Annotated in this window: 12 protein-coding genes and 1 pseudogene; 4 read left to right on the top strand and 9 right to left on the bottom strand. The window is 39.9% G+C overall.

Annotated elements, in window-relative coordinates:
* Window positions 1-51 precede the first annotated feature (51 nt).
* Together MW695_RS09795 and MW695_RS09790 are read left to right on the top strand one after the other, a co-directional pair.
* Window positions 52-357, top strand: coding sequence for an ArsR/SmtB family transcription factor (locus tag MW695_RS09795; RefSeq protein WP_247105128.1), 306 nt, complete (start codon window positions 52-54; stop codon window positions 355-357).
* Window positions 358-467: 110 nt separating this feature from the next.
* Window positions 468-1,370 carry a cation diffusion facilitator family transporter gene (locus MW695_RS09790; RefSeq protein WP_247105127.1) on the top strand — a complete coding sequence of 301 codons (903 nt, stop codon included), beginning with the start codon at window positions 468-470 and terminating at the stop codon, window positions 1,368-1,370.
* Between the two features lie 146 nt (window positions 1,371-1,516).
* Here the strand turns inward: MW695_RS09790 and MW695_RS09785 are convergent, their stop codons facing one another.
* From MW695_RS09785 to MW695_RS09775, 3 genes are read right to left on the bottom strand one after another with little or no spacing between them, the layout of a single operon-like run.
* Window positions 1,517-1,867: a VOC family protein gene (locus MW695_RS09785; protein ID WP_247105126.1), complete on the bottom strand. Its 351-nt coding sequence runs from the start codon at window positions 1,865-1,867 to the stop codon at window positions 1,517-1,519.
* 57 nt (window positions 1,868-1,924) lie between these two features.
* Entirely contained in the window at window positions 1,925-3,292 is a 1,368-nt protein-coding gene (locus MW695_RS09780) for an MFS transporter (protein WP_247105125.1), read from the bottom strand.
* A 59-nt stretch (window positions 3,293-3,351) separates the two neighbouring features.
* Entirely contained in the window at window positions 3,352-3,942 is a 591-nt protein-coding gene (locus MW695_RS09775; protein ID WP_247105124.1) for a TetR/AcrR family transcriptional regulator, read from the bottom strand.
* 270 nt (window positions 3,943-4,212) lie between these two features.
* On the opposite strand from MW695_RS09775, the gene MW695_RS09770 reads away from it, so the two are divergent.
* Both MW695_RS09770 and MW695_RS09765 read left to right on the top strand, forming a co-directional pair.
* A complete protein-coding gene (locus MW695_RS09770) occupies window positions 4,213-5,337 on the top strand; it encodes an NAD(P)/FAD-dependent oxidoreductase (protein WP_247105123.1) in 1,125 nt (374 codons plus the stop codon).
* Window positions 5,338-5,464: 127 nt separating this feature from the next.
* Window positions 5,465-6,628, top strand: a complete 1,164-nt coding sequence (locus MW695_RS09765) for a nucleoside recognition domain-containing protein (RefSeq protein WP_247105122.1) — start codon at window positions 5,465-5,467, stop codon at window positions 6,626-6,628.
* Between the two features lie 360 nt (window positions 6,629-6,988).
* On the opposite strand, the gene MW695_RS09760 is transcribed toward MW695_RS09765, so the two are convergent.
* From MW695_RS09760 to MW695_RS09735, 6 genes and pseudogenes are all read right to left on the bottom strand, one after another.
* Complete coding sequence (locus MW695_RS09760; protein WP_247105121.1) at window positions 6,989-7,381, bottom strand: DUF3592 domain-containing protein; 393 nt, start codon at window positions 7,379-7,381, stop codon at window positions 6,989-6,991.
* Between the two features lie 93 nt (window positions 7,382-7,474).
* Complete coding sequence (locus MW695_RS09755; RefSeq protein ID WP_247105120.1) at window positions 7,475-8,179, bottom strand: FAD-dependent oxidoreductase; 705 nt, start codon at window positions 8,177-8,179, stop codon at window positions 7,475-7,477.
* Between the two features lie 27 nt (window positions 8,180-8,206).
* Window positions 8,207-8,578, bottom strand: coding sequence for an iron chaperone (locus tag MW695_RS09750; protein ID WP_247105316.1), 372 nt, complete (start codon window positions 8,576-8,578; stop codon window positions 8,207-8,209).
* Between the two features lie 48 nt (window positions 8,579-8,626).
* Window positions 8,627-8,992, bottom strand: a pseudogene (locus MW695_RS22685) (SRPBCC family protein); the annotation flags it as partial.
* 3 nt (window positions 8,993-8,995) lie between these two features.
* On the bottom strand, window positions 8,996-9,316 hold the full coding sequence (locus MW695_RS09740; protein WP_247105119.1) for an ArsR/SmtB family transcription factor: 321 nt from the start codon (window positions 9,314-9,316) through the stop codon (window positions 8,996-8,998).
* Window positions 9,317-9,461: 145 nt separating this feature from the next.
* Window positions 9,462-12,076: InlB B-repeat-containing protein (locus MW695_RS09735; protein ID WP_247105118.1), on the bottom strand; the 2,615-nt coding region annotated here is incomplete at its 5' end.

Here is a 12,076-nt window from a genome sequence, read left to right as displayed (position 1 = left end):
AATCATATTATGTTAATATGAACACATGATCATATTTATAAGGAGTGCAAAATGATGTCACATCATACTGACCTTGATAAAGAAACCCTATTTATCGTCTCACAAACGTTTAAGGCTCTTGGGGACCCTACCCGTATAAGAATTTTGCATTTATTATCTGTAAAAGAATGCTCAGTTGGCGAAATTGTAGAACATTTATCATTAGGACAATCGACCATTTCTCATCAGCTACGGTTTCTTAAGAATTTGCGCCTTGTTAATTCTCGACGAGTTGGAACATCTATTTACTATTCTCCCGAAGATGAGCATGTCATGGAAATTCTTGAAAAGACCATCCAACACTCAAATCACGATTAAAAGGTGTTCATCCCCCTAATGAAATAGTGCTTTTTAGGACTATCAATAAATGACACCTTATACATGAATATATGTTCATGTATAAATAATTATAATAAGGAGAGATAATAATGGGACAGCATCACCATCATCATACTGGACAAGTGAATAAAAGAAATTTAATGATCGCAATGGTGATCATCGGAAGTTGGATGTTTATTCAGTTTATCGGCGGTCTTTGGACAGGGAGCTTAGCGCTTTTAGCTGATGCGGTTCATATGTTTAATGACTTCTCTAATTTGTTGATCAGCTTAGTGGCTATTATTCTTGCCTCAAAAGCAGCAACTCGAAAACGTACGTTTGGAAACCATCGATTTGAAATCTTAGCTGCTCTATTGAACAGTGTCGCTTTATTAATCATTTCCGTATTTATTATACGAGAAGCAATTGACAGGTTCATGTCGCCTCAAGAAGTAATGGGAGGAGCGATGATATTCATTGCGTTCATTGGACTTATAGCTAATATTGGCGCTATGTTTGCTCTAATGCGAGGGGATGTGAAGGATAACCTTAATATGCGAGGCGCTTATTTGCATGTACTAAGTGATACCTTAGGCTCTGCTGCTGCTATTGTAGCTGGAATCATCATTTACTTTACTGGATGGTTTGTAGCCGATCCGATACTAAGTATCATCATTGCGATCATGATTTCTTTTACAGCATTTTCCTTATTAAAGGAAACGATTCATATCCTATTGGAGGGAACACCGAAAAATATCCATTTACAAGAGGTTGAGAATGCTTTACTTCAAGTAGAGGGTGTCATCAATATCCATGATTTACACGTATGGACGATCACATCTGGTATCAATAGCTTAACTGCACACCTCATCATTGAGCCTTCCTATTCAGAAAAGCATCATGATATCTTGTTACAAGCGAATCATTATATAAGGACAAAGCTTCACATTGAACATAGCACGATTCAAATCGAAAAGGAGGACTTGAGAGTGCAAGAACATTCAATGATTTAAAAGTAAAAGAAAAACGTAGAGGCGTCTTGCACTTCATCGCCTAATGCTAGTTCACTTCTACGTTTTGTATGGCAAAGTAACAGGTCGATGCTCCCGACTATACGCCTTAATTTTCCTAACTCTTTTCTAAAGCAGCCTTTAATACTTTAAATGCCCTTTCTTTTAATCACCTCAACAGTAAATCCACCTGGGGCTTTAACGTAAAAGGTGTATCCGTGAGATTCTGCTGGAGAACCGACCTGATAACCATCCTTTTTCAAGCGTTGGTTAATGCGATCAACATCTTCTCTACTCTCTTGAGGGAAACCAATATGAAATGTTTTAGGGTACTGAACATCTTTCCCCTGCATTAAAGTCAAGACAAACTGATCGTCGTCATACATCACAGCAAATCCTTTTCCAGAAGGACTGCCGGACTTCATATGAAAATAAGTTTCCAAGAACTCCCTTGTAGCATCCACATCATTGACTGTTAAATTCAAATGGCTTAGCTTCATGTAACCACCTCCTTTCACCATCAATTACAAAATTGCTTAAATCGTTGCTGTCACCTTTTATCCTTCAAATTCGTGTAAACTTTTTTTAGGATTCATTCGCAAACGATAGGAGTAGATAATAAAAACCGTTACACACAAAATCGCCAAAGCGAGAAAGAGGTTACTGAAAACCGAGCCCGACAAGTGAGGTGACAATGGATTCCATGAACGACTTGTTTCAATGTCAATGACTCTACTATAAATTCCAATTGCAATCGAACCGGCAATAAAGTTTTGCATCATTAACAGCCCCATGCCAATGCCGGATTGATTTGCAGGTAATGTCAACGAGATCGCCCTCGACATTACAATTGCCATAAAGGATTGGCCTAAGTACCCTAATATAAGGAAGCAAGCGATGATCCAAACATTTGCACCAATAAAGGTGGACAATAATAAAAAGCACGAACACAATAAACTCGCAGCAACAAAAAATAGAACATTTGGACCCTTTCTATCTGCTAACTTACCACCTTGCCGATTAAGAATTGCCGTAACTGCTGCAGCAGGCACCATGACCAAACCAATGATGCTCGCTTGAAGAGTGTGTACCTCTGCCAGAAAAAGCGGAGTTGTAAAAAACAACGAATAGCCAATTCCTGTAACAATAAAAGCTAGAATAAGATAAAATCGGTACTCACGATTTTGAAAAAGCTTCGGTTGTACGAATGGATCTTTAGCATAACGAATCCGAGCGATAAAAGAGATGAGCGCTACCCCTCCTCCAATCAACCACGCTATATGGATCGTAGCCGATAATAAGATTTGCGCTACACTTAATGCAAGCAATGCACCTCCCAACCAATCAATCTTTGTTTCCACCACCTGTTCATCTCCAAGAAGCTTCAAATAGATTGGTAAGGTAAACACCAACAACAGCGGAATAACAAACAACCAGCGCCAATCCAAAACACTGACAACCATTGCTGAAGTGATTGGACCGAGTGCACTTCCCAATGCGAGACCAGCAAATACAGTTCCCATTGCTTTCCCTCGTTGTTCTATTGGATAATAACGAATCGGGATGAGTGTCGCTGTCGCGGGAATAGCAGCTGCCCCGATAGCCTGTATGCTTCTTGCAACAAGCAACAACCAGTAGGAAGTCGAAAAGAAGCCAAGCAAAGAAGCTAAACAGAATACAACTAATCCAAATGTCAACAAATACTTTAATTGATAACGGTCGGCCAATTTCCCATAGATAGCAGTGCCAATTCCATATAAAAGCGTATACGAAGAAGTAACCCAGCTCACCTGAGAACTCGTAAGTTGAAATTCTTCTCGAATTAACGGAAGAACGAAATTAAAAAGCAAAACACTCATAGAAGACAAGGTCACAGTTAACATGACGACCATTAGCAACGTTTCATTGTGTTTCTTCATTATCATTTTCATCACCCTCTTATTAGAAAGTCTGTACTGACTGACATTATCATTTGTAAAAATAACTAGGGGGTTACTCCCCTAGTGAAAAGAGTCACACTTTCTTTCAATAATTCCTTGAATTCTTTATCAGAAAACTTGGAGTCTTCATTCATTCGTCCTTGTGCCAAACCAAAATTCATATACAAAAAAGTAATCGCTACTTTTTCTTCATCCAGGTCATACAGCTTATCTTGCTTTTTCATTTCCACAAAATAATTAGTTAAAAATTCCTGCAATGCTTTCGGATGACGATGCGCATACTGATGCAGTTCGGGAAGATTTTTGCCAACCTTCATAATGACGCGCAACATCTTACGGTTTCGGTACATAATTCTGTGGTAATTCTCACTAATCAACCACAAATCATCCTCTATATTCCAGCTTAACTCACGGTCAAAAACCTTACGCATTTCATCCGCGTAATGGTAGCGATCAATGGCCTGCTCCAATAAGTTTTGCTTACTTTTGAAATGACGAAACAACGTTTTTTCACTAAAACCAGCTTCTGCTGCAATTTCTTCTGTTGTAACGCCTTCAAAGCCATTTTTCGAAAATAGTTCAATTGCGGCATCCATTATCTTTTCAGAAGTTGCTTTTTTTCTGTTTGAAACCATACACTATCATCCTTTTATTAATGTCAGTACTGACTTACCTTTATCATATGCATTACCAAGTCAGTTGTCAAGGATTAAATTTACCAATTTTCTTACCACCAGTTACTTTTATCATTTGCATGGTTAAGAGAATTTCTATTATGAACGTACACCTCCATTAGTCTATTATAATCTTGAATAACATGCTTAAGATTGACAAAATGACAAAAGTAGAGAATAATATTACGTGATAAATCGTAATAATTACGTTTTATTAGAAAGGGGATTACATTGAATCGTAGACTTTATTATGACGTTATCATCGTTGGAGCGGGCCCTGCTGGTATAGGATTAGGGGCACTATTTAAACAAATGGGACTGAAAAACTTCCTCCTATTAGAACGTGATGCAATTGGAAGTTCGTTCAAAAAATGGCCAGAGGAAACACGATTATTAACCCCCTCATTCCCAGGACATGGATTTGGGCTTCTAGATTTAAATGCTGTTGTTCCTTCTACTTCACCTGGCTACACATTTCAAACCGAGCATTTAAGTGGAGAAGAATATGCCGATTATTTAGAGGCTGTCGCACAGCATTTCGAACTCCCCATAAAATTTGGGGTCCACGTAACAGGCCTAGACAAGTTGGAAGAAGGCTTTGCCATTGAAACGCATGATGGTGACTATGAAGCAAAATTTGTTGTATGGGCTTGTGGAGAGTTTCAATATCCTCATAACAATGGATTCCCTGGTGCAAAACTGTGCCTACATACTAGTAACGTTGCTTCATGGGGCGATATTGAAGACGATGAGGTGATCGTTATCGGTGGTTATGAAAGTGCTATCGATGCCGCCATCAACCTCATTCATTATGGAAAGAAAGTAACTGTCTTATCTAGAGGGGCCGTATGGGAAGATGATAACCCCGACCCAAGCATTGCATTATCACCATTCACCTTTGATCGTCTGAATGAAGTAATAGATGATGAAGCACTAACCTTAAAAAGGAACTGTACCGTCAATCGTGTTGAACAAACCGAAGAAGGCTACCTCATTTCTTTAGAAGGTGGTGAAGTCATATTTAGCTCTTCACGCCCTATATTAGCGACTGGCTTTAGAAGTAGTCTATCCTTAATAATTGAGCACTTCTCCTATGATGAAAACAACATGATTAAATTAACGGAATTAGATGAATCAACGGTTTCAGAAGGGCTGTTTCTTATTGGACCACAAGTCCGACATAAAGAAGTGATCTTTTGCTTCATTTATAAATTTCGCCAACGCTTTGCTGTTGTTGCCAGAGAAATCGGTAAGCAGCTCGGAATGGAATTAAATGACGAGGTGTTTGAGGAATATCGTCGATCAAACATGCTGCTTGATGACCTTTCTTGCTGTGACAATTCGTGTCAATGCTAAGACATTTTTTTCTCTTTCGATTAATTTCAATATTGGGGAGAACCGAAAAAATATTAACCAGAGGCCACTGAAGAAGTACAAATTGACTTTTTGAGTACCCATTGTATGAAGTAAGGAGACAGCTGCTATGAGCGAAACAAGAAAAGAAACGCCTCCGTATTCTTTAAATAAACGAACGATGAAATTCCCAAAGCTTCCGTTTACTAATGGAAAAGCAGTGCTCTCATTACTTATAGTCATTAGCATTTACGGACTTCCGGTCTATGCCGCTTACTTACTCGCAAGTGCATTAGAGCCAATGTTCGAACGAGTCGTCATTGAACGATTTGAACAATTATTCTCTCATTCACCTTACCTTATCGCTCAAATATTTGTAGGAGACTTCGGCTTACTGACTCTAGGTATGTATTCGTTCTTGTGGGCATTTCCTGTCGTTTTATTCGTTGGAGCAAGTATCGCTTTCACTGAAGAAATTGGCTTAAAGGATAAAATAACAAGTGAAATGACCCCGCTATTACGAAAAATCGGATTAAGCGGAAGAGATTTCATCCCTATACTAACAGGATATGGTTGTAATGTTGTTGCTGTTCTCCAAACGAAATCCTGTCATGCTTGTTCAAGAAAACAGTGCATATCGATGATATCCTATGGATCAGCATGCAGCTATCAAATTGGTGCGACGCTCTCTATTTTTAGTGTCGGGGGGAAGCCATGGCTTTTTATTCCGTACTTGTTCGTTTTACTAATTGTAGGTGTATTGCATACGAGAATTTGGTACCCAACTTCTAATAAATACGAGGATTATTTCATGCCTACATCACAACTAAACAGAGGTAGCTTAAAGCAATTCTTTCATAAAATAAAAGGTTCAGCCTCTCAATTTTTCCTTCAAGCCATGCCGATCTTTTTCATTATATGTATCATCGCTTCGATCTTAAATGGGTTAGGACTCATTGCTAAACTATTGTCATGGGTAGAGCCGGTCTTATCCTTCTTATCTATTCCTGTTGATGCAAGTGTGGGGTTGCTGTTCTCCATCATTCGAAAAGATGGTATTCTTTTATTTAATCAAGGTGGCGGTGAACTCGTATCAGCGATTTCAACGGTTGAATTATTTATCATTGTCTATTTAGCTTCGACATTATCAGCATGTCTAGTCACAATATGGACGATCGGGAAAGAAATGGGTTCCATATTTGCAATAAAGCAAGCTTCTAAACAAGCGACAACATCAATCATTTCGTCATTAGTTATATTATTTCTGTATAAAATGATTGTTTTTTTTATATAAACAGGCTGTGAATGATGAAAGGAAAATATATGCTATTTTCTTTAGGGCATGTTTGACTATCACTTCTTCGTGTAGAGAAGAACATAACGAATATAAATTCAATAACCTAAGGATGCGTTCTGAAAATGGCTAAAATTGCAACAGTCATCACAGACATGTTCGAAGGTGTCGAGATACTTCACCGGTAGAAGAATTCGAAGGGGCGGGACACGAGGTCGGCACTTTCGAAATGGTGAATCGCTACGGTTATTATCTTAATAATATATGAGTCTTATTCAATTAGGGCACTGAAAAAGTTGGGTTTATAACTTTTCCGGTGTCCTTTACGTAACGTGAGGAAGTTACCTCTTCATTTAAAAACTATACTAGCATCATTATCTCAATGATGATACTTAAAGCTCCCAATATAAACAAAAGTACAGCGATCCAGTCAAGTTGATAAAAGCCTTTTAAAACAACTTTTCCCTTCTCTGATTTCGGATTGAAATAGACTAAGCACTGCATACCTAAATTTTTCTTAGGTATAGTCCCAACGGTAACAGTTATCCCTTCCATAGAGGTTACATCATACTGTCTACCTTTATATTCCAACCTAATTCTATAATTATATCCTTCAAAGCCGTACAGCCCCTTTGCTCCGCGTACATAACCTATAACTTCTCCTTCTACTAATTTCCCCGTCAAAACATACTTCAGTTTCAAGAAAATAAGAATAGATGAGATCATACAAAGAATGAAGCCGATAAAAATCATCAAAGCTTCTCCCCTCTCCTTTTCCTATGTTAAAAACATGATTGGTTTTCTATTTATGTGAATCTCTCCCTCTGAAAACCTATTTAGAATCTACTAATACCCATAAAATGTATCCTTTTTAATATGTCGCTTACGTATATTCTGATTCTGTAAGTAAGTCGTTGTCGCTGCTACCATTGACTTCGGTCCAGCAACGAAGAATCGACCATTATTCGAATATGAGCTTATACACTTGTCCAATGCCTTGTTTAAATCATCTCTTTGATCAAGATAGGTTACTTGAACGGATGTTTTTTTAGCGAGATCATCTAATTCCTCTTGAAAGAGGTGTGGCTTAGTACTCTCCAGATACAACAATTGAACTTGTGTATGACTATGATGATCTGCTTCGATTTGTTTGATCATCGATCTAAATGGGGTAATACCAATTCCTCCAGCTATGAGCACTGTTGGGGTATTCTCTTTAAGGTAAAAGGAGCCTACAGGTCCAGCCATTTTAATCGTATCTCCATCTTCTAAAGACAATATCGCTTTCTTAAATTCACTCGGTTGTTCGCTCACTTTCATCGTCAATTGAATTATACCTTCCTCAGGGAAAGATGCGATTGTAAAAGGACGCGTGTGATCTTTGATTTTCTGATGCGTGATCGTAAATAAGCCGTGTTGCCCAGCCTTCCAAGTGACATCCTCTGCCTTTTCAAAACGAAACGTATAAACACCTGCTGATTGTTGAAAGCTTTCGATAAAAGGCAGCTCTCTTTTTTTAAAGATAGATACCATATCTTGAAAAAACGCCATCTCATTCACTCCTTTTCAATTGGTTCATTACTTCCTCCAAAACGTTGTACAGTTTGCTTTGTCCCAAATATTAAAATCAATCATTTTCGCCAAGAGATCATAATCGACTTCACGATTCCACGGGATTCGAATCATTTCTTTCGTATACTCATACCCCGCTTTTCGTATGTCCTCTTCAACGTGTTGAATCGCTATCTGTTCAGGAGCAACAGCTAAATGTTTTTTTGAAACACTAAATCCAATGATAAACGTGCCATGATCCGTAAACATCGGTTGATTCCATTTGATGACTGTTTCTAATTTCGGGTATGTTTCTACAATCCAGTTAAATAGTTGTTCCGTTCTTTCCCTATGCGTCTCATGGTCAATTCCTTGTAGAAATTCTGTAAAATCCGCCATACGGTGACCTCCCTTGCCAGCGGGTGATTTCTCTCCTAGCACTTTCTGAAGTTCTTCAACTTTGTAAGCCCAGCCATATTTCGCACCGTTATAGGCTTGGCCTTTTTCATCAAATCCGATATGGTCAAGGTGTACATGTGTTGTGTCACCGTCTTCTGTTAAAGTCCATGTTACGACCGTATCTATTGATCCGCCTATCCATGTATAGGATAAGGTATGAGGCTCGTCGATAGCTAACACTTCACAATCTACGACTAAATCAATTTCCTTATTCCAAAACTGACACTTATATCCGACTATTGGTTTGAAATTGTTTTCCATCACCCATTGGGCAAGTGTTTCAGATTGCGTTAATGCTTTCCACACTTTGTTAATTGGACTTTTAAATTGAAAATCTAACGATATCTCTGCCATTCCTCATTCCTCCAACATATTTTTAAGTATTGCGGCTCGTTCACTCCAAAATTGTTCATAAAAGGACAACCAGTCTCGCACTTCTTGCAAAGGCTCTGGGTTCAATCGATACTTCGTTTCCCTACCTGATTTACGATTTGTTACTAAATTCGCTTCTCTTAGGATCATTAAATGCTTTGAGATGGCTGTACGCCCCATATGAAAGTGAGGAGTTAGTTCATGTAAAGGTAGCTCATCGGTATTTGCCAATATACGTATTAATTTACGTCTTGTTGGATCTGCAATCGCTACAAATACATCTCGTTTTTCATTTGTTTTGTTCAAAGCGCTCCCTCCTAATACGACACTAAATAGTGTCTAATTCATTATATGACACCATTTAGTATCTAGTCAACTAATAGAAAACAAGCAATCAAAAAAGAGCTATACCACACATTGTGCAGTATGCCCTTAATTGGAACTACTTTATTTACTTTCTCATTCCTTTCATACTATGACGCCGATACGATAAGAACATGATCATACCTGCTATCAACAGCATGACTCCCATCATCATTTTGTTGTATGACTGTGTAGCCGTCATCGGTAATGATTCACCTTCATCGTTTTCTTCTAGCTTCTGATCTTCTATGACTTCTTCGTGTTCAGGTTTTCCTTCACTTACGGACTCTTTAGGCTCATCTTCACTAATAACCTCTTCAAAATCACTTGGGTGAAAAACAGCAAATGTACTAAAATGACTTGTATTTGCTTGAATAGAACCATTGCTGTAAATTCCACCAATCCATTCCCATTCTTGTGTATTAGGATTGAAGTAATACACTTGAAGTTCATCTCGATTCATTCCATCGCTATTCACTAGAAAGGATAATTCTATCTCATGATCAAATACACTGATCGATTCCCCATCCTGAAAAATATTAAATTGATAAATCGAACTAGTTGCTCGGTCAGCATAAACGAGTTCAGTTAGCTTTTGACCCTGTCTTTGTAAAGTGAGATCTAAGCCTTTATCTGGATCAAACCGCGCAAAAGGAATTTGCAAAGACACATCCTCCTTAACGACCTGAACAAACACTCCTTTTTCCTGCAACTGCTGTACTTGCTTTTGAGTAAATCTTACTTCAGTTACATCATCTAGCTCATCTTCTAAGGTAACAATGAGAATTCCACCATCATCCAGCATTCGAATCGGCTCATCATCCATTGTCACGTAATCATTGATTCTAGTCAGTTGGGCGGTGTCGGTTGGCACTCTTCTTAGCACATCGACCGTGTACGCCATTGTTGAGCCATCCTCGGATGTGATTTCAATTAATAGTTTATTCATTCTTTCATCTAGTGAGATAGGACTTGATGCTTGACCGCTCACTATCTCATTTCCATTGATTGTCACCGTTGAGCGTTCATCTTGAAGACTTGGTGTAAAGGTAATGGATGCCACGTGATGTCCAACCTCCACCGTATAATGAGTCCGTTCAGCTTCAAATACGGGGCTTAATATACCATTACTAATGACTAACTCGCTTAATAAAGCATTGTTGCTTCCCCATTGCGCATGCAAGGTAATCGATTCTACCTCCATACGAAAGGTATCACCAGGATTAAAAGTAGTACCACTCCCGTCGGCTTCCGTGTTCCAGCCGACAAACGTATAACCCGTTCGACTCAACGTATGTGAATCCGCTACCACCACTTCACTTCCATAACTGAAAGACTCAGGTTTTGGGGGACTTCCACTTTCCTCACCATTCCCTTCATAACGCAACTCGTAATGATTAACCGACCACTTCGCATATAACGTCACATTTCCTTCACCTTGAGTAAATGTGTCGCCTTCCCTATACGTTTCGCCACTCCCATCGGCTTCCGTGTTCCAGCCGACAAACGTATAGCCCGTTCGGCTCAACGTATGAGAATCCGCTACCTCCACTTCACTTCCATACACAATCTCTTCCGGTTCCGGCGCACTTCCTTCATCATGCCCGTTCCCGTCATAACGCAACTCGTAGTCATTTACCGACCACTTCGCATATAACGTCATATCTCCTGCACCCTGGGTAAACGTATCACCTTCATTATAGGCTTCACCACTCCCATCGGCTTCCGTGTTCCAGCTGACAAACGTATAGCCCGTTCGACTCAACGTATGTGAATCCGCTATCTCCACTTCACTTCCATACACAATCTCTTCCGGTTCTGGTGCACTTCCACTTTCCTCACCGTTCCCTTCATAACGCAACTCGTAGTGATTCACCGACCACTTCGCATATAACGTCATAGCTCCTGCACCTTGGGTAAATGTGTCACCTTCCCTATACGTGTCGCCACTCCCATCGGCTTCCGTGTTCCAGCCAACAAACGTATAACCCGTTCGACTCAACGTATGTGAATCCGCTACCTCCACTTCACTTCCATAACTGAAAGATTCCGACTCTGGAGGACTTCCACTATCCTCAGCGTTCCCTTCATAACGTAACTCATAGTGATTAATCAACCACTGCGCATATAACGTCATAGCTTCTGTACCTTGCGTAAATGTGTCACCTTCCCTATACGTGTCGCCACTCCCGTCGGCTTCCGTGTTCCAGCCGACAAACGTATAACCCGTTCGACTCAACGTATGTGAATCCGCTACCTCCACTTCACTTCCATAACTGAAAGACTCAGGTTTTGGGGGGCTTCCACTTTCCTCACCGTTCCCTTCATAACGCAACTCATAGTGATTCACCGACCACTGCGCATATAACGTCATAGCTCCTGCACCTTGGGTAAATGTGTCACCTTCCCTATACGTGTCGCCACTCCCATCGGCTTCCGTGTTCCAGCCGACAAACGTATAGCCCGTTCGACTCAGCGTATGAGAATCCGCTATCTCCACTTCACTTCCATACACAATCTCTTCCGGTTCTGGTGCACTTCCACTTTCCTCACCGTTCCCTTCATAACGCAACTCGTAGTGATTCACCGACCACTGCGCATATAACGTCATAGCTCCTGCACCTTGGGTAAATGTGTCACCTTCCCTATACGTGTCGCCACTCCCATCGGCTTCCGTGTTCCAGCCGACAAACGTATAGCCCG

The organism is Halalkalibacter sp. APA_J-10(15), assembly GCF_023017105.1.
GTDB lineage: Bacteria > Bacillota > Bacilli > Bacillales > Bacillaceae_D > Halalkalibacter.
Note: the sequence above shows the minus strand (reverse complement) of the source record. Positions and strands in the feature narration are given on the sequence as shown.